This window comes from Arthrobacter sp. IK3 (assembly GCF_051337705.1).
In the GTDB taxonomy this organism is placed as follows: Bacteria; Actinomycetota; Actinomycetes; order Actinomycetales; family Micrococcaceae; genus Arthrobacter_B; species Arthrobacter_B koreensis.
On sequence record NZ_JBPPSW010000004.1, the window covers coordinates 186,772 to 207,254 of the forward strand.

Sequence of the window (20,483 nt, forward strand, 5' to 3'; positions counted from 1 at the left end):
ATCCTTGTCCGGAGCGGTTGTTGTCAGACGGGTATCCTGAGTTACGAGACTGACGAGGGGTCCTGATTGGGCACCTCTGCGAAGGAGAGCGTCTTTGGTTCGGGTGGATAGCCTGCAAGTTGCTTTGGCGAAGTTATCTGCCGGCATCAATGTTGAGGTGGTCGGGACAAAAGGAAGCGGCCGAAGTACCTTCTTGAAGTCGCTCGGTGAGGGTCTTACGGCGGCGGGTTTTCACACCGTGTGCATTAGGGGTATCTCGGCCCTTAGGGCGCAGCCGCTGGCCGCCCTCCAGGTCTCTTCGCTCCCGATAGGCAAGGTACCCCGGTCCGGATCAGCCACCCTGGCAGTTGTCGCCGAGCAGCTCGCGGAGCTTGTTGCCGGCAAGTCGGTGATTCTTGTTGACGACTGGGATGACCTTGATGACCTGACGCGTGGCGTGATTCAGGCCGTGCGACACAGGTCGGGTGTCCCGGTGGCGATATCCAGGCGTATGGACCGTCATGCCGGTGTGGAGTCAGAGGTCTCGCCCTCCTTGGAGGTCGAGTTGGGCCCAGTCCGTTTGGATGAGCTGCAGGTCGCGCTTGAACGAAAACTTGGCGGACCTGTGACGTCAGTGCTTGTCAATGAAGTCTTTGTTCAGTCCGGCGGTCACATCGGCATCGCCATGTCACTTGTCGACGGCGCCGTGAAAGGGCGGCGTGTCAGGGAGGGGGCGGGTTCATGGGGCGGCACGGGCGACCTTTATGATCCGTCACTTCGGGGTTCATTCGCTGCTTTGCTGGCGGGCCTCACCCCCATCGCTCGCGGCACGCTGGGGTTGTTCTCCCTGGCGGACCGTGTCCCTCTTCGTCTTGCACGCGAGGTTGCCGACTGGGAGGTGATCGAAGAGCTGGAGGCTCGCGGTTTCATCAAGATATTTGGCAGGACAGAGCCAACCGTTGTTGTGCATCCACCTGTCCTGTCTGCTTTTCTGCGGGATGAAATGCCAGAGTCCCGCAGAGTGCGTCTGGGGGAGTGGGCGGTTACACAAGACGGGTTCGAGCCTGCTCTTTCCGGGACATTGGAGATCACTCCTATTTCGGTGCAGGTCTCAACCCTCGCGAGTGTGGCCAACGGTCACACTCGGTCCCAAAAGGTTGAGGCCCAACGTGTCTGGGAAGCAGACCCTTCACCCCAGAATGCGGCGAGATATATCGGTACCATGCTCTGGGACAGGACCGCGGGGCCTGATTATGACGAGGTGTTGAGGCGCACGCCCGAGCCCGATAGGGCCTCAATTTCATTGAGTGGTGCCAGTTACCTGATCGCGCGGGCCAGCTGGCTGGCCTATCGCGTTGGTGATCTGGGCGCAGCGATCGAGCTTCTTCGCGAAGTGGCGGGTCAGAAGAGCGACGGCGGACAAATCGCCCTGGCCAAGATTGCGCAGCTGCAGGCGATGCTCGGGACGATCCCAGAGGGCTATGAGAGGCTATTGGCTTCGTCCGAGGGGTCTCCGGTAGTGGTCAACGACATGCTGGCGCTGGCCCGGGCAATGGTTTGCGTAGTGCGGGGCAGCACATCTGAAGCCAGAAGAAACCTGGCGGATATCTCGACTGCGCCGTCGGGCCTGATACCTCATCAGATGGAGTTTTTAGAGAAGCTGCTCGACCTTTACGAGGGCCGTCTCCGTGAGGTGGCGGGGTTTGCGCGAACTAAGTTCCTGCAGGCGGTGGAGGGCCTGAACATATCGATCATGCGGGCCTACGGCTGGCTGGCGTGCATGGCGCTCCTGTATCTCGATGACTGGGACGGTCTGGAAGAGATACTGAGCCCCGCCCTTGGGGTCGGTAGTACTGAGCTGCCCGGGGTGTTCCAGCTGGGGATCCTGAATACCGCGGTTCTCGTCGCGCTCATACGGGATGATGCCGGATTGGCACGGCGATACATCGCCGAGATGGATCAGGTGAAGGTGGCGGACGGGGGTCTTCTCCACCAACAGAGGGATCTTGCTCGCGCTCGGCTCCTGGTGCATGAAGGGTCGGTCATTGAGAGCGCCCAGCTGCTCCGTTCCGCTGGTGACCGGCTTTGGGCGAGAGGTGCCCGCGTGGCCGCGGTGCACTGCTATCTCTTCTCTCAGGAAGTGTCATTTCAACCGGAGCTGCTGGGGCAGGACCGTGAAAGATTCGCTCAGATCGATGGTCATCTGCTGGCTGTAGATACGGGGCACTTCACGGCGATGGTCGACAGGGACGTAAACAAACTGGTCCAACTGGCTGACGAGCTTGAGGCGATGGGGCTCCCTGGATGGACGATGTCGACGCTCGAGAACGTGCTGGACTTCCAGCCGGCACCTGAAGGTGATGCTGAGGCTGCGGTGCTTGGACTCCGTGTCCGAGATTTGAAGCGCCGGGTTCCGCCGGCGTTCCAGATGCGTTCCCACCGCCGTTTTCTGGGTGTGCGCGTGAGCGACCGTGAGTGGGATTTCATCCGTGAGGTTGTTACGGGTGCGAGTAACAGGGAGATCGCCGACCGGCTGTCTGTTTCTGTGCGAACTGTGGAGAGCTCTGTGGCGCGTATTGCCAAGAAGCTCGAGGTGCGGGGCAGGAAAGGCATTCTTGCCTGGTACGAGGCCCAGCAGGGTGCCGGGGTCTCGCCGGCGAGGCTTCAGGGCACAGCGTAAGGCTGGACATAACACTTACCAACGTCTGATGCACCGCCGAGGCCTCCGTTCTCGCGGGTGACCGTGGTCTACGCGCTCGCTGGCGGTCCCAAGGACTTTCTCTTCCCGAAAGTACACCGGTTCTGACAGCGACACTGAGTGTGGCTGCAGCTGTGACGCTCCCGGAATTGATAGTTCGCATATACGCCTCGCGCGGGTCTTTGGTCCAATTTGCACCGCAAGTTTACGCTACGACTTCGCGTTTTTTACTCATAAATCAGCATATTCTTACCTAAGGGCGATAGATTTGGGCCATCAGTTATTTGGGCACATTTCGTCATGTGCAGCTTATGGGAAGGCCATTCGTGAAGCTCACACGGATCCTCACTGGAATGATGGCGGGTTTGCTCGCCATGACCATTGCAGCGACAGACGTGGTCACCACAAGTGACCTGGCGGCTGCAAACACTGGGGCGACGCCGTCGATAACCCTCAACGGAACCGTGGTGGAGGGCAGCCCTGGCCTCCTCACCTCCAAATCGGTAATTATGACCTCCGCGCAGGAAGCGCGGCTGAACTACCGACTCGTGCCCAGTTACTCGACCGGTGCGGCCAACAAGGTTACCGTGACTCTGTTCATGCCTTCCTTGGAGCCCGACGGTAACGGTGGTTGGAGAATCGTGGACCGCGATGCAGCGCCCACGGCTATGGGTCTCCAGGGTCGCGTCAGCGCCGGCGGCGGCTGGGCTACTCCAAATGGAACTGTCTCCCAGGGCGGCAAAATCGTTCTTGAATACATAGGCGATCTTGAAGCTGGCGTGAACCCTGCATTCGACCTGTTCCTCAGCACCTACAACGACGGTACTGACGGTCCGTTCGGCGGCGTCCCTGAGGGAACCACGTTCGACGTCCACGGTTACGTGACCTACGAGCAGTACAACGGTGAAGGCGAGGGTTGGGAGGCTCTTGGCCGCGACGACGTTGATTCCCACGTCCAGGTCATCGCTACTGACCTTCAGTGGGAGCCGCAATTCACCGCTTTTACGGCGAACGGCGGATCGACCTCTGTGCCTATGTGGGATCGCTTCCAGTACTTCGATTACATCTACAAGCTGCAGAACACCTCTACGAACCCTGCCTCGAACATTGAGGCGTACTCGGTCAACTTCGACATCGATACGACCGACAACATCAACGGCATCATCCCTGCCGATATCAACCGCTGGTCGTACACCCCCGGTGGAGAACCCACCTTCAACAATGACGCGGACTACACCGAAGGCGAGTTCATTGGTGTCCCCGGTAAGGGCGGTGTGCTCATCTACGACATCACCGACATTTACGGCCCCACCTGGGACGGGGCGACCGGTCTCGGTGAACCGCTGCCCTACATCTACACCGGTGCCGGCATGATCACCCTGGACCGCCAGAACGGTGAGAACCGCCAGCAGGTCAAGCCGGGCGCCGAGCGCATCTACATGGTGTCGCTTCCCATGAGCCGCCAGGGTTTCCCCAACATCCCGACAAACTTCTACGTTGACGCGATCACGAACATCGTCCTGGGGGAGAGCAGCAACTGGACCAAGACCAAAACCGCTGCGCGTGAGGTGCTGAACCCCTCCTATGGGTTCGACTTCACCCACAAGCCGGAGAAGGCTGAAGCCGTCTACGGGACGGACACCTACACCGAGCTTGCCGACTTCAAGAACACCAGCAATGCCCCGGTTTGGAACCCCTCGATCGAATACACCTCGGCCGAGAACTTTGACGTTAACGAGGTCGTGTACATCTTTGACGAGGCAGATGCCGAGGGGTTCGAGAACGCTCTGCTCCGCTACGAGTACAGCTATGAGAACGACCGGAAAGAACTGGTCAGCGTCACTCGCGAGCTCAAGGTCAACGCTGTCGCTGACCCTGATACCCCGGGCAAGATGAAGGCCGTCTTTGACGTCTCTGAGCTGCAGGGAAAGAACTGGGACAAAAAGTTCCACTTCGAGAACTTCGCCGGCCGCATCAACCCCGGCCAGGGAGTCCCCTTCGCGATTCAGATGCACGGCACAGCAATGGAGGTCAAGACGATGACCTTCCCCGCGGTGACCACCTACCTTGAGAAGTACGCGAACAACGAGGACTACACGCAGGAAACCACCTATGCGGAGGTTCCCCACATGGTCAAGCGTGACGCCTCGTTCCGCGTCATCCTCCCCACCGAAGTCATCCCGAGCACTGGCGTCACCATCAACGGCAACGGCAACACCAGCAGCACCTACCCGCAGACGGTGGCGTGGGACAAGGAAGCCACCCTAGGCTTCAATTTCGGCACGAACAACAACGAGGCCGAGACCTCCGAGACCACCATTACGGTGAACACCACCAGTCTGGAAGCCATCAAGGACGCCAAACTCGTCATCAAGCCTGAACTCTTCTCGAGCGCACAAGACGTGCGAATCAAGATCGTTACCCTGGACGGCACGGAGATCCCGGTTGACTTGGAGGGCAAGGATCCCGCGCTTGCGATTGAAGTTGCCCTCCCCGAAGGTTTCGCCAGGATCGTCATTGAGACGGGTGAGTTCAACACCAACGGTGCACGGAACTTTATTGATGTGGTCGGCAAGGTGTCTGCAGGCCTGAAGACCTCGCACACCGTTTCCGTGAAGACAGAGACCTACCAGCCGGAACCGTTCAACAAGACCAACACATCTACTTCGACAGGTCACATCCGCATCCAGCTTCCTGCTGACCTGAACCCGAGCACTTCGATCGTCGGTATCTACGGTGACCGCCGCACGAACGACCCCACGTACATTCCGTACGAGGTTCCCGTGAGCGCTGAGTACCGCCTCAGCACCGGCGGTGTTAACGCACCTGAGTTCACCTACACGATCACCGAAGCAGAACCCTCAAAGATGCCCGCTGAGCCTACGGACTCCAGCGGCATCCTGATCGACAACAAGCTCAAGCTGAGCGAGGAGTTCCTGGCAGCCGGCACCGACATCGCCATCACATTCGTGGACGATGAGGGCAACGAGCAGAAGTTCACCACTCCTGAGGTCGACTACAAGGACATCACGCTCGACAACATCGCGAAGATCGTGATCTCGGGTAAGAACCTGAACATCGGCGCAGCAATCCCCGTTGTGACGATCGACTATGACTCCGAGCTGGACATGGGTGCGAGCCAGCGACTGCTGGCCAAGTTCGAGGGCACCCCGCAGGACCCGTACGTGGAGAGCAAGACTGCTTCCGCGACGCACCGTATCGAGGTTGCAGAGACCCGCACCACGGTTGAGATCGAAGGCGTGAACCAGGTCACCCAGTCCGCAGGCGCAGGCAGCACCTACGACCAGTGGGTCGACCGCCAACGCTCGTGTGGCTACTACAACTGCACGATGACCGACTACACGCTGGACCAGGGTTACAAGACCCTGGGTGGCTTCGCTGCCTCGATGTACCGTCCCGGCGGTCTCACCAACAACAATGACCAGACGACGGTCATGGACGTGAACCTGCCTCACGAGCAGTTCGACACCTACTACGTCAAGATCCGCGAAGACCTGAAGCCCTACATCCAGGACGTGCAGATCTTCCGCATGGTGGATGGTGAAGAGCAGCTGTGGAAGACCGTTCCCGCATCGGACTGGGTGGAGAACACCACTGAGGGAGTCAAATACTGGCGCATCAACACTGCCGACCCGAAGAATGACGGCGCCGCACTGTTCGAAACCAAGACTTCGACTGAAGAGGCGAACCACCCGTACTACAAGGATCCGTTCGCGGACAATGTGGTTCCTGACCAGCCGGTCAGCCGTGTCTCAGTGTCGCTGAAGCTCGAGCGCAAGGACCTGGCTTCCGTCCCGGCGCTCTCGGGTACCACCAGCCGCGTGATCGAGTACATGGGCCGCTTCTTCGAGACCTCGGAAGAGGGCAAGAAAGCAACCACCGCGATGGTGGAAGACACCTTCGGCAAGAAGTACCCGATCAAGCGCGGCCACATCCCAACCCCGGTGTACTCGCTGGTGCACTACCCATTCGCACAGGCCGAGACCGGTGCGCAGGATGCAGTTTCGCTGCAGCGCAAGGTGGTCACGATGGGCACCGAGGGCAATTACCTTGCAAGCGTATGGAACGTGGCGAACCAGTACTACGGCGGCTGGCACTGGCCGCACGGCGCAGACATCAACGTCCCGGTCCACACTGAATCGGACGAGTGGATGATGAGCTACTACAACCAAGGTCTGGCCACGTTCCACGACAAGCTGGCGTACAAGTTCACCTACCCGGCGACCCCTGACAAGGACGCTGACTTCAACCTGGATCCGACGCACATCACGTTCGAGAACACCAGCACCCTGAAGTACCTCACCGGACTAATGATCAACACCGCGGGCGGCACCAAGGTGAACATCGTGCTGGACGAGGCGGAGCGTGCTGAATTCATCGCACACGGTTCGTTCGTGGTGAAATACAACAGCGAAAAACCTGTTGGCTTCCACAAGGTCAGCGCCGGCCTCTATGAGGTCTCACTCGGCGAAGGCGTGTACCCGACCGACTTCGAGGCAAGCTTCGAGGAGATCGACGGCTTCGGTGACAACACCACTGAACTGCAGGGTGTCCAGAAGGACACGCTAGGCGCGAACCTGAACGAGATCGACGTGCGCGTCGGCGGCATCGTCAACGGCAACAAGGACCTGACCGGTAAGACCGAGCTGTTCCGTGAGCCAAACGACAGTGAGCGCAAGCTCGTGAGCAGCAGTACCGGTGTACTCGCCGGTTACACGCCGAAGCTCGGCGCAGCCATGGACCTCGAGTTCGACAAGCTCTCGCTGTATGACTACGGCATCGACGGCATCACCCCGAACACCTCGACCCTGTACGCAGGTATGACGAACAACTCGGAAGCTGACATTACCGCGTTCACCATGGACGTGAACCTGGACAGCGCCTACCGTGCACAGGAAATCCGCATCCCCGCGGCCATCTTCAAGGGTGGTGACTGGGAGGCCAAGAAGGTCACTGTCAGCCAGCCCGGCGGCGACGTTGTTCTCGATCTCGTCGAGTTCAAGCGCGACGGCACCGATTACGTCCTCGACGTGGACGCACTGTTCGACGCCGACATCCTGGAGGCGACCACGCTCAAGGTGGACGCCGGCGGGGAGTCCAAGCTCGACGTTCGACGCATCACCAAGGTGAGTGTTGACTTCGCCGCCGCCAAGCCCGGTGTCCGCATGTGGGGCTCGCTCGCCCAGGATCTTGAGACCGAGAAGGTTCTGCCCAAACGCATGATCGACGGCGACTACATCACCATTACCGGTGACTGGGTTGACGAGGCGATCGACGGCTGGACGGGTGAGCGCAAGGATTGGGACTCCAAGCCCGCAGGTCGCGGCGACGGCGAACGTGTCACCGCCGGGACGCACCGCACCGGTTCGTTCTCGGTTCACGGTACGGGTTTCGTTACCCCGCAGGGCCTGTGGGCGAATGCTGCCACCAGCGGCAACGCCGGTAACCACCCTGACCTCAGCAAGGGTTCGATCAGCAACGCCCCCACGGTCCACCACCGCACGGTGGACATGCAGTTCCGCGGCGCACAGCTGAACGAGGACCTCACTCTGGCAAAGGGTGGTTTCCCCTACGACGCTGACACCAGGGAGCAGGTCGCAACTACGGACATGGTTGTACAGGACACCGCCAAGGTGCTCTACGAGATCCGCAACTCGGCTGCAACCGATGCTGAGAACCGCAATGCGATGTTCGATCCCTCGGCACACTTCACCGCGCCCCAGGACATGAAGATCACCGGTATCGAGGTTGTCACCAAGGACTCGGCACAGGGTCTGCATGACGCGATTGCCGCGCTGGGCCGCACCAGCTACGACCTCAAGGACAGCAACTTCACCTTCCTGGACACCAACGACCAGAAGAAATCCCGTTCAGTTCAGTTCAACCTGACTCTGCCCAAGCAAGAGTCGGTGTGGGTGTTCGTTGAGTACGAGGCGATCAACGACTACAGCGATGACCTCGCGGCAACACAGAACAAGTCGGTCACCATCCGCGCCTACGCCACCCCTGGCATGCAGCACCATCTGGAGAACTTCAACCACTCCGCTGTCTCCGGCAACGGTGTGAGCGAGTCCTCCGGAAGCGAGGCTGACTACAACCAGGACGGTTTTGGTGAGCACAGCGTTGGTCTGGCTGCGACGTACACGTACGCGAACCCGACCACCATCGAGATCGAAACGAACTTCGACGCGGAGAGCCTTTCGGGGACTCCGATGACGATCACCGTCGACAAGATGAGCAACCAGATCCGTCATCACAACACCCACATGGTTGTTGACGTGACCTTCGATACCCGTGCCCGCGGGTTCGAGCTCACTGAACTGCCGAAGCCGGCCCACGCGGATGGCTTCCCCGCACCCAAGCTGACGGTTCTCGTCGGCGGCGAATACGTGGAGTTCGATGCTGACAAGCACGAGCTGAAGGACATCAACAGCATCCGCGTTGATTACGGCATCGTGCCCGCTTACGTCGGCGAAGACAAAGACCGTAAGGACTTCACCGTTCCGTCGTTCGAGATCCTCGGCACTGGTTGGTGGCAGAACTCCGGCGGGGGGTCAACCAAGAGCTCGACCATCACTTCAAGTGTAGAGATCGGCTTGACGCACCACGACGGCGCTACTGACGGAAACCCCGCAGTGGCACTGTACAAGGCTGCCGATACTGACTCAGCCGTCATCTGGAAGGGTCTGCCCCAGGTTGAGTTCAACCTGCAGTCGTTCGACACGAAGCCGGAGGCCGGCGCACCGTACGACAACGCCAAGGCGGGTAAGGTCAACTACCTCGCCGGTGATGATGTGTTCCTGAAGCTGACCGCGCGTAACGAGAACACCCCCGCCTCGACCAACACCGGTCTCGGCAAGGCTCCAGTTATTGACCCGGTCATCTACGACAAGGTGCCTGAGTACATCATCAACTCGCTCGACAAGTTCGTCACTGATGGTGAGCTCGATGTGGCTGCAGCTGTGGCTGCCGGCAAACTCGTGATCAAGCATTACGACATCGACGGCAACGAGGTCGTTGACTACGATCTCCCGAGCGTCACTGTGAAGTCGATCTCGGGTAAGGACGTGGGCGGAAACCAGAAGTTCACGGATATTCCGCTTGCGGGTAGTGTCCAGGTGGACCGCTCTGGCAAGATCTCGGGGACCGAGCCCACCAACCAGGGCGCAAACCCGGCCGCTGACGTGAAGTTCCAGCTGTTCACCTACGAGTTCGCCCGCAATCTCGGCCGCGGTGAGCGCATCGAGGTCATGTACGACGCGAAGATCCGCGAGGAGAAGCTGCCGTTCGCGACCTACGAAGACGGACGTCCGGTGTTCGCACCGTTCCTCGGCTGGTACGGCAACGAAGACCCCATCTCACGGAACGCCCACACGTACGACATGGACATGGCTGCCCTGCTGCACGACGCCGGCTTCAGCGGTACGCGCAGCTTCGAGCAGACTCCTGCCGAGTTCCTGGCACAGTCCAGCTCCTGGGTCTCGGGCGACTCTCGGGAGCGCCGTGTTCAGGACGGCCGGTCGGACACCCATGACACCTACTACGATGCATCGGCGGACAGCCAGGTCGCTGACCGGGTGTACCTGCGGGAGGAGTCTGGGAACAAGCTGTACGAAGGTATTGGCAGCGGCGAGCAGAGTGACATCTCTGCGTACCTGCAGCCGGCCCGTGTGAATGATGGTGCCGTCACGCATGAGGAGCGCATCCTGTGGTCACACGACAACCTGCAGCTGAAGCGTGCATGGCTCTACGGCGCCAGCGAACTGCTTCCCAGGGTGCAGCGCACGACGGCATCGGGTGTCTCAGACGCGAACTTCATCGAGCACGACGGGGACCTTCGGGCGCCGGTGAGCGTGACGGAGTACACCGCTGACAACTACAGCTACGCAGTTGAGCTGGACGAGATCGTCACCGCCCGTCTGCACGCAGCGAACCTGGGTGACCGCGCGGTCGAAAGCGGCATCGAGTACACCGAGATCCTGCCGGTCGGGTTCAATCCATTCGATGACGATGGCAACCTCATCGGGATCACCGCATTCGACGGCTTCGGCAACACGATTGCCCATACCTATGATGTCCTGCAGACGCCCGAGGACGACAAGGGCTACCGTGCTCCGCGCCAGAACCAGGAAGCCGGCACCTTCAAGAACCTCGACGCAGATGGCACCACCATTGAGAACGAGGTGCCCTACGTGCTCCGCATCAAGGTTGCAGGCGTGCTGAACGGCATGTTCAACGCCGCGGCCACGACCGAAAAGGCGAAGTACCAGTACGTCGATGTGAAGGTTCGTGTCGACGAGCAGGCTCTCGTCGTCAACGGCTCGCAGCGCTACTGGTTCGACCAGCTGACCGTGAGCACCATCGCGGCCGAAGAGTACCTCGCGCTCTACACCAAGGAGTACGGTGCCCTGCACAAGGACCCGAACTCCTACAACCCGAACACCTGGCCGAACGACGGCATCAAGCCCGGCATCGACCTGGCGGACCTCAGCTGGTATCACTGGGGTACCAGCGGGTATACGAGTTACTCTTCGTTCGAGCCTCACGGCATGTACATCCGCGGCCTGAATGCACAGGCGACCGCCACTGTGACCGACAAGAAGCCGGCGCTGGTGACGGGTGACCAGATGGTCATGCGCAAGCCGGCGCTGCGCGTGTGGAACGACATCTCGAAGGACAGCTACCTCACGGGATACCACTCGACGGTGCAGGACTTCACGACTGAGCTCCACGAGAAGCTGACCATCCACGCAACCGTGGAGAACCAGCAGATTGAGACTCAAAAGGACTACCACGGCACTTCGGGCAACCGCCTCGACGAGCTGACTCATCAACCCCAGACCAAGGGCGGTGCCCGTGGTTCGTGGTTTGAGCCGACCGTGACCGTGTCGATGCCGTTCGGTATCGTCCCGATCCTCGAGGACGGCACCATTGCTCGCTACACGGGCAAGGTGGAGAACCAGCAGAATGTGGCGTTCACCGCTCACATCAGCGACGTGGCTTACAACAGCACGACGCCTGTGGTCGATGTGGCCGAGCACCTGAACCTGCGTGTCGAGCGCGTCAAGAGCGAGCAGGGCGAACGCTTCGTGCTGCACTTCACTGCGAAGGATACGCCCGAGGCCCAGCAGATCCTGCACAGCATCAAGTACGGCCAGTCCCTGACTGTGTCACCCCGCGCCACGGTGATCGACATGCCTCCTTACGGCACGGACGAGTCCTTGTCCGACGAGACGAAGTTCCAGGAGATTATGACCTTCGCCAACTCGGAGGCCGACGTCTTCGAGCCGATCGTCTCGGGGATGTACAAGACCGGTTCGTACGTGCAGACCCCGAGCGCTGACGCCCGCCGCCTGGATAGCATCGGCACCAACGGCGTGAACCACATCACCGAATCGCTGATCTCGGAGACGAAGACCTACAAGCGGGACACCGAGGTGCCCCTGCATGTCAGTGGTTCGTGGAAGGTAGCAGGCTTGACCCTGCTCCCCGAGACGGTTCAGGAGTCGGCAACCAACTACGGCGCCTACGGTGGAACGCGTATCGTGATGCGTTTCCCGTCCGTGGTGAACGAGACCAAGATCGGCCCCTACGCCGACGCAGCATCGAACGAGGTCACCCTGCTGGGTGCCGCGGCGAAGTTCTGGGTATCGACCGAGGCGTACAACAAGCCGGACAGTGCAGGCAGCGACTACAGCCGGATGCTGAGCACCGGCACCGTGCACAACTCGCGCTTCATCTTCACTTCCTATGTGTCATCGTTCGCGGAGAAGACCGGGGATGTGCGTATCAAGGTCGGTAACACGATCATGGACCGCAAGGCGTTCGAAGCTGCCGGCTACACCGTGAAGGCAGTGACCGAGGACGAGCGCATTAAGGGTTGGTCTGCGCGCCAGGTGGTTCGCTGGATCGTGACGCCGCCGGCGCCCGACGCCGAAACCGCTGCGGGGCGCCTCGAGTCGGATCAGCGCTTCACTCTGCTGCAGGAGTACAAGCTGGTTGACGGCTTCCGTGAGGACGAGACCGAAGGCGGTAAGTGGACGGCCGAGGACTTCAAGGTCGACACCTACATCTCGCTCATCTCGGACGATCTGACCCTTCTGCCCGAGGGCGCAAGTAAGGACGACTTCGTCGTGCAGCCGCTTGAGCCCGTCCGTTACGCGAAGCTCCTGACGGAAACGTTAGCCACCGGCGACATTGACGGTAGCGGCAAGGTGGGTAGCTTCCTGGCCCAGAATGATGCGTCCTTCGAGATTGCAAAGCCCAAGGGTGAGGTGCGCGTCAACACCACACGTCCGCGTATGGAATACACCAACGGCTCCATCGGTGACCCGTACTTCAACGCGTCGGACACGATCGAGTACCTGGTGACCCACGCCAAGAACACCGGCTCGGGCCTGCGGGAGATGGCCATCGACAGCAACCTGCCGACGCCGGAATCCAATGATCCGAACCACCCTGCAACGAAGTACAAGATCGACGCTGCAGTGCTGTCTGTGTCCAGCGGTAAGTGGGAGATCCCCGCTGATGTCGTTGCCCACATCCAGGGCAACGGTAAGACCATTGACCAGGTGTTCGAGTCCGAGGTCTTCGTCTCACACGTTGACCCTGCAACCGGCTACGCAACCGATGAGTGGGTCTCGCTCGGCAAGCAGAGCATCTACGAGAACCAGATCATCTCAGTGGACCCGGATCTCGTTCGCGACCTCCGTCAGGTTCGTGTAGTAGTTCGCTCGATCGACGATGACTACCTCGTGCCCACGGGTACCCGCCTGGCTGTTGATGCCGACGCGGGCAAGGCCGGCAACCAGGCCGTCACGGAGACTGACCCCGAGAACAAGGGTGTCACCATCTTCGGCGCCGGCGTCACCGACGCTGCGATCAAGATCAACATGCGTGCATCCTCGGATGAGAAGCAGACGATGTTCATCTACGACACCGTTGAGCTGTGGGGTAACTACGTCGCAGACGCAATGGCGAAACTGGATGATGACCAGAACCGCTCCTACCTCACGCCCGCTCGCCCGGTAGTGAACGTCTTCCACGACGCTCTCTACTACCGCTACGACGGAGCCAAGCCTGAAGATCAGCGCTGGGGATGGTCGGACAACATGGCCATCAACCCGTCGTCGTCTTCCCACCTGAAGTTCCGCGGTGAGGTCGTGAACGCGGACGACACCATGTGGAACGAGGAAGAGTCGATCACCTACTCCGAGGACATGCTCATCGACCCCAAGGTAACGTTTGAGCTGCCTGGCGTGATGACCGTTCGCGGTGAAGACGATTGGGTCTACGTGCCCGCCGACGAGGTGGACGAAACGAGCCCGCTGAATGACGCTCACCGCTCCAAGGGCCCGCTGCAGAAGAACGCCACGGCAAACCGTGAGTCTGATGCATTCAAGTGGACCTGGAAGATCGTCGCCGCAGACGGCACCGTCAAGCAATCCGAATCGAACCTTACTCACACGCGTATCCATGCCGGTGAGTGGGACGGCATGGACCGCAACGTGGTGACCATCTGGTTCGAGGGCCAGTTGCTGCCCGGTGACAAGATCGTGATCGACTTCATCGGCCTCATCGATACCTACACCCCGGGCGCGACGAGCGAGGACACCAAGTCGCGCGTCTACACGACCAACAACACCGGCCTCGTGCAGCCGCTCAACTCGGATTGGAACGGTTCGAACACGCTCGGTTACGAGACTGACCGCAACGACCTCGATGACAACAACCTGCGGAACGACCGCCTGGTCTTCACCGACCGAAACCTCTTCGAGTACGAGGTGTACGACAACTTCGGCAAGCGGAAGGTCGCCTACTCTGACCTGAACCGTGCCGGAACCGCACACCCGCGGATCACGCCTGTTCGTGAAGGCGGGGACTTCAGCTACACCCTGACGATCGATAACACGAAGGAGAAGGGCGAGACCCCGTACCCGTTCCCGATCATCTATGACGTGCTGCCCTACGACGGCGACCACGCTGTGATGAACGAGAGTGTGGCGCGCAACTCGCACGGCTCGTCGATCCTGAACCTGGACAGCTTCAAGCTGACCGCAGAAGGTGGTCTGAACAAGACCTACGGTGCACGTGACTACACGATGTACGTGGGGCCGTTCACCAAGCAGGGCGGCAAGGTCGTTGAGGCTGAGCTGCTGCCGGCAAGTGTGGTCAGCACCCAGGAGTTCTACGACTCGATGGGTGTGGGCGGAGCTGCCTCGGCCGAGCGCGACAAGCACTTTGTCTCGCTGGCTGACTTCAAGGCTGCTGTTGCTGCAGACCCGTCGCTGTTGGTTAAGGCCCAGTCGCTGCTGATGCTGTTCAACAACGCAGGCGAGACTCTGCCCGGTCAGAGCAAGCTCACCCTGTCGTACGGCATGAGCACGCCGCTGAACGCACCCGCCTTCCTGGAGGCCTGGGACACCGACGCCAAGCCTGATGACGTGGCGCAGTGGAACTCGTTCGCTGCGACGCAGCTCAAGGAGAACTTCAAGCCCCAGGAATCGAACAATGCCGGCACCTTCGTGACCGAGAAGGCGGACAAGGTCTCGATCGGCAACTACGTCTGGCACGACGCCAACTTCGACGCCGAGCAGAACGAGGGCGAGATCATCACCGATGTGAACGGCCGCGAACTGCTGAAGCCTGCCAAGGATATCGACTTCGACGGCGACATCGACGATGCTGGCATTAACCAGGTCAAAGTCACCCTCCTGAGTCCGAACGGCTACAACGTGGACTACCTCGGTAACCCGATCAAGAAGGTCGGCAACCAGTGGCTCGTCATTGACGATGCAACCGGTGAGGTCTTCGTTGACGAGATCGGCCAGAAGATGGAATCTGACGGCCCGGTGGTGACCACCACCCGTACCGACATCAACGGCTGGAACGGTTACTACGTGTTCTCCAACATCACCCCCGGTAAGTACCGCGTGATGTTCGAAATGCCGAAGGCGTACGACGGCTACTCGGTGACCACGCAGAAGATGATCTCCGGTGCGGACGTGACCACGTTCCTCCCGGGTGAGGCTGCAGACGTGCAGGTTGCGCACGATGTGTCTGCACTCGTTGCAGTGACCGACGTACGTACGGTCACACAGGAGACTGCGGACGACACCCGTATGGGCTTCGACCTCGGTGTTGGCCACTTGTTCGACTTCGGTGGAACTGTGTGGAACGACAAGAACCGTGACGGTGTGATGCAGTCCGGCGAGGATCGCCTGCCGAACTTCAAGGTCACCCTGAAGAACGCCAAGGGCGAGACGGTGCTCGACGAAAACGGCGACGAGATGACTACTGTCTCGGGTGACAAGGGCCAGTACACCTTCCCCGTCCTCGCACGCCCCGGCCAGTTCTACGTCGAGGTTGTTCACCCCGATGGCACCTACGACAAGAAACTGCCCGTCACGCCCATCACGCACGCGGAGAACCCGTTCACCCGTGTTGATGACAATGATGTGTCCGTCCGTGCGGCCGGGAATGACCTGGTCATTCGCACGAACGTTTTCAGTTTCGATCTGAAGAACCTCTACGAGACCAAGTTCGCTGACCGCCAGGCTGTGAACGCGGGCCTCTATGACTACAAGAACACCGGTGTTATCGGAAACCTCGTATGGGACGACAAGAACCGCAACGGCATCCAGGAAGCCGGCGAACCCGGTATCGAGGGGCAGGAGCTGAAGCTCGAGCAGTACGAGCTCGTCGACGGCGAGTGGGTGATCAATGACGGCTTCGTCATGACTACCACCTCTCAGACTGACGGTCTCTACTACTTCACGGATGTCCCCGCGTTCAAGGGCACCTCTGAGAACGGCACCTCTTACGGCTATCAAGTCGTTATCGAACGTCCGATTGAAGGCTTCACTTTCGCTCCGATGCTTGCTGGGGACCATCGTGAGGATGACTCGGACTTCTTCATGAACGGCAAAATGCACGAGGGCGCTGTGGGGGATCACCTCATCTCACTCACCATGCAGGACGGTCTGTTCCTCCGCGCCGTCGACAACGTCACCGTAGACCTGGGCCTGATGGCTCACGACACCGGCGTTATCGCAGGTGAGACCTTTATCGACAAGGAGCGCGACGGCCTCAAGACCGGCGATCCGCTGGGCGCAAAGCGCTACACCGTTACCCTGCAGCGCAGCATCGACGGTGGGAACTGGGCCGACGTCGCGTCGCAGGAGGCCGTCAACAGCTACCGTTTCGAAGGTCTGGCGATCCTCGATGAGGTGGGCTGGACTCCGTTCCAGTACCGCGTTGTGGTGACCGAGATCCCGCTGTGGCTCACGATCACCGAGCGCAACATGGGTGATGACGACGAGGTCGACAACGACTTTGTGGAGATCAGCCGCCAAGGTACCTACACCACCGTGTCTGACACCTACATCCTGGGCAACCTGGTCGACGGGCAGCTGCAACCGATCGACACCCGTGAGGCTGTTGACCGGGAAGACGTCGATTTGGGCCTGCTGGAGCCGAACACCGTCATCGGCGGCCGCTTCTGGGAGGATGCCAATGCAAACGGCATCCAGGACGAGGGAGAAGAGCCGATCCAGGGCGAGAAGGTCGTTCTCTGGGAGTTCATCGGCGGCACCTGGACCAAGATCGGTGACGCGAATGCCGGCATGGCGGCCTCCACGGTGTCCGGCGGGAACGGCGAGTACCGCTTTGCTGTCAGCCCGCTGCACTACGAGGATGAGGAGGCCGCGAACTTCATGCAGCCCCGCGAGTACCGGGTTACTGCAGAGCGCGACGGCTGGCAGAAGTGGTCACCGTTGAACGCGGGCGATGACCGTCTCGTGGATAGCGACATCATCACCCCGGCGACCGAGTACGGTTCCCGGCTGACCGGTGTGACGAACGTGTTCTCGATCATCGATCATGTGAACGGCGTCTCACTTCCGACGACGATGCGAGACGATCTCCAGATGGATATCGGTGTCACCCCTTACGCGGACTCGGTCACCATCGGCGGCGTCGCGTGGGTGGATGTCAACGAGGACGGCAAGTACAACGGCAACGAAGACCGCATGGCTGACCGCGAGGTCACCCTCTGGGAGAAGGTCGACGGCAAGTGGATTATTGCCGAGGACCTGAACGGCGACTCGGTCAAGGTCACCGATGGGCTCGGCTCCTATGCGTTCGAGGTGCGCCCGACTCACTACGACGAGGATCACGTCCGCTACATGAAGCCGCGCCAGTACCGCACCACGATGGTGGTGCCTGGCGGCTACCGCCTCAGCACCGCTGGCAGTGTTACCACCCTGCAGTTCGACCACGAGGCGACAACCTTGGAAGCAGTCATCACGGAGGTCGACGAGGACGGCAGCATCGTGGTCACCTCGCTCACCGACGATCTGGATCTGGATTTCCCGTTCGTGATGGTTCTGGTCGAGGGTGGACTGCCGTTTACCGGAGGCAACGGCTTCGCCCTGCTCCTTCTGGGCGGATTGGGCGCCGGTGGCCTTGGCATCCTGCTTCTTGCAGCAGCCCGTCGCCGCAAGAAGGCAGAAGAACAGATGCATGAGGAGCGAGTATGAAGACTGCGCACGAAGAACCCACGGCGGTAGCCGCCGCTGGGGCCACGGGCGAAACCACCCGGACCCGGCGGGGCCGCCGGGCGGCCGGCCGGTCTCATGCTTCGGCCCGGGTACGGCTCCGCGGATCCCTCATCGGGGTGCTGGTCCTGGGCGTCGGCGGGGCGGTCTGGGCGGGGCTCAGTGTCGGGGACGGTACTCAAACCTACGAGATCGCGGGCGAGAACTACATCTCGAACGTTGAGATCAAGGAGGAAGCCGGAGAGGTCTACATCTATCTGCCGGTGAACACCGACATCGAAGAGGTAGAGGTGGTTACCGCCGATCCCGAGACCACGCAGCAGCTGCGGGACCAGCTGCAAAGCCTCGATACCTTCACACCGGGTGAGCAGATCCTGGAACTCCCGGATAGGTCCATCCACGTGATTATCGACGGCATCGAGCGGTAGCTTGAAAAGAAGAGCCCCGCCGGTTAACCCGGCGGGGCTCTTTACTTGTCATGAGGATGCCAGCCGCGGATCAGAGGGACTGCCGAAGCCAGTTCTCCACTCCGCTGACGTGCACTGTCATTAGCGCGCGGGCCAGGTCTGGGTCCCCGGCAGCGATAGCGGCGGCAATAGCGGCGTGCTCGGCGAGGGTAGCGGTGACCGCGTTATCGTGGGTGAGCCCTCTCCATACGCGGGCGCGTACAGTGCTGCTGGAGAGTCCGTCCAAGAAACTCTCGAGGTAGGAATTTCCGGAAGCCCGGGCGATCAGGCTGTGGAACGCCAAATCATGGGCCACCAGTCCTTTGACGGATATGTCTTCCTGAACTGTGTTAATCAGTGCGTTCAATTCGGCAAGCTGGTGTTCCGTGATGCGCCGCGCCGCCAGGGAGGCTGATCCCGGTTCCAGAATGCGCCGGACTTCCAGAAGTTCAGCGGCGGCCCTTTCCTGGTGCAGGTCCACCACAAAGGACATGGTTTCCATCAGGATGGCCGGTTCGAGGCTGGTGACGTAGGTTCCGTCGCCGCGGCGCACGTCCAGCACCCGGGCCAGTTCCAGCGCCTTGACCGCTTCACGCAGCGAACTGCGGGAAAGTCCGAGGCGTTCACTGAGTTCCTTTTCAGGCGGAACCCGGTCACCGGCCTTCAGCTCACCACTGATGAGCATTGCCTTGATTTTGGTGATCGCCTCGTCCGTTACTGCCATGCCCCAAGTCTAGTTCTGGCAGCTCACCGTCTTTCCCGCCCTCCCCACCACCGAGATAGCAGAAACTGCTCGTTACAGGCCTGATACGGGCAGTTTCTGTCATCTCGATGGGTTTGTTACTGGGTGGGCTGGGGGTCGTGGGGGAGCTAGTCCCCGGTGAAGACCGCGGGGCGGCGCTCGGCGAACGCCGTACTGGCCTCGGCGAAGTCCCGGCTGGGAAGGAACGCCGTGTTCCACACCTGCACGTAGTCCAGCCCGGCCTGCGCCGCCGGTTCGCTGCCCTGGTTCAGCACTTGCTTCACGCCCTGGACCACCAGCGGCGGGTTCGCAGCGATCTGGGCGCACAGCTCACGGCCGCGCCCGACGACGTCGTCAGCCAGTTCCGTGACCAGCCCCAGTTCGCGGGCACGGGCGGCGTCGAAGTCCTCCCCGGTGAGGGCCAGCTGCCGGGTGGCGCCGGCACCGATAATCCCCGGAAGCCGCTGCAGGGAGCCAAGGTCCGCGACAATGCCGACGCGGACCTCCCGGATGCTGAACCTGGCTCCCGGCGCTGCGATCCGCACGTCTGCCGCTGTGATCACGTCGACTCCACCGCCGATGCACCACCCCTGCACTGCCGCCACAACGGGCTTGCTGCATCGTGCCACGGAACTCACGGCGTCCTGCAGCGCCTTGATCCGTAGCCGGAACTCCGAGCGCAGGCGCGCATCCGTTCCGCGGGACTGCAGCAGGGGACGAAACACCGGTTCCATGCCGGGAAGATCCAGCCCGTAGCTGAAGTTCTCCCCGGAGCCGTAGAGGAGGACGGCACGGACGTCGTCGTCCGCGTCCAGTTCCGCGAAGACCCGGGGCAACTCAGTCCAGAAGCCCGGGCCCATCGCGTTGCCCTTGGAGGGACCGAGCAGCCGCACCTCTGCAACGCCTCGATCCAGTGTCACGTGCAGGGACCTCAAGTTGGGTTCGAAATTCATGGCGTCCTAACAGGGCAGGGATAACGCAGCGGATGTGTGCTGCGCGCCAATATACCGGCGGCACAGGAAGCCCGGCGGGGAAAAAGC

General features: G+C 60.8%; 5 protein-coding genes. 3 read left to right on the top strand and 2 right to left on the bottom strand.

Annotation, left to right across the window (positions count from 1 at the left end; translation table 11 throughout):
- The first annotated feature begins 103 nt into the window (after positions 1 to 103).
- The 3 genes from ACSLGO_RS07305 (at position 104) to ACSLGO_RS07315 (ending at position 18,683) form a co-directional block, all read left to right on the top strand.
- Positions 104 to 2,659: a LuxR C-terminal-related transcriptional regulator gene (locus tag ACSLGO_RS07305; protein WP_436400838.1), complete on the top strand. Its 2,556-nt coding sequence runs from the start codon at positions 104 to 106 to the stop codon at positions 2,657 to 2,659.
- Between the two features lie 344 nt (positions 2,660 to 3,003).
- Positions 3,004 to 18,237 (top strand): SdrD B-like domain-containing protein, encoded by a 15,234-nt coding sequence (locus ACSLGO_RS07310; protein ID WP_436400763.1) that lies wholly within the window; start codon positions 3,004 to 3,006, stop codon positions 18,235 to 18,237.
- A complete protein-coding gene (locus ACSLGO_RS07315; protein WP_325786692.1) occupies positions 18,234 to 18,683 on the top strand; it encodes a hypothetical protein in 450 nt (149 codons plus the stop codon). The genes ACSLGO_RS07310 and ACSLGO_RS07315 overlap by 4 nt, the downstream gene beginning before the upstream one ends.
- A 70-nt stretch (positions 18,684 to 18,753) precedes the next feature.
- Here the strand turns inward: ACSLGO_RS07315 and ACSLGO_RS07320 are convergent, their stop codons facing one another.
- A complete protein-coding gene (locus tag ACSLGO_RS07320) occupies positions 18,754 to 19,425 on the bottom strand; it encodes a FadR/GntR family transcriptional regulator (protein WP_325786691.1) in 672 nt (223 codons plus the stop codon).
- Positions 19,426 to 19,571: 146 nt separating this feature from the next.
- Positions 19,572 to 20,396, bottom strand: coding sequence for a crotonase/enoyl-CoA hydratase family protein (locus ACSLGO_RS07325; protein WP_436400764.1), 825 nt, complete (start codon positions 20,394 to 20,396; stop codon positions 19,572 to 19,574).
- Positions 20,397 to 20,483 lie beyond the last annotated feature (87 nt).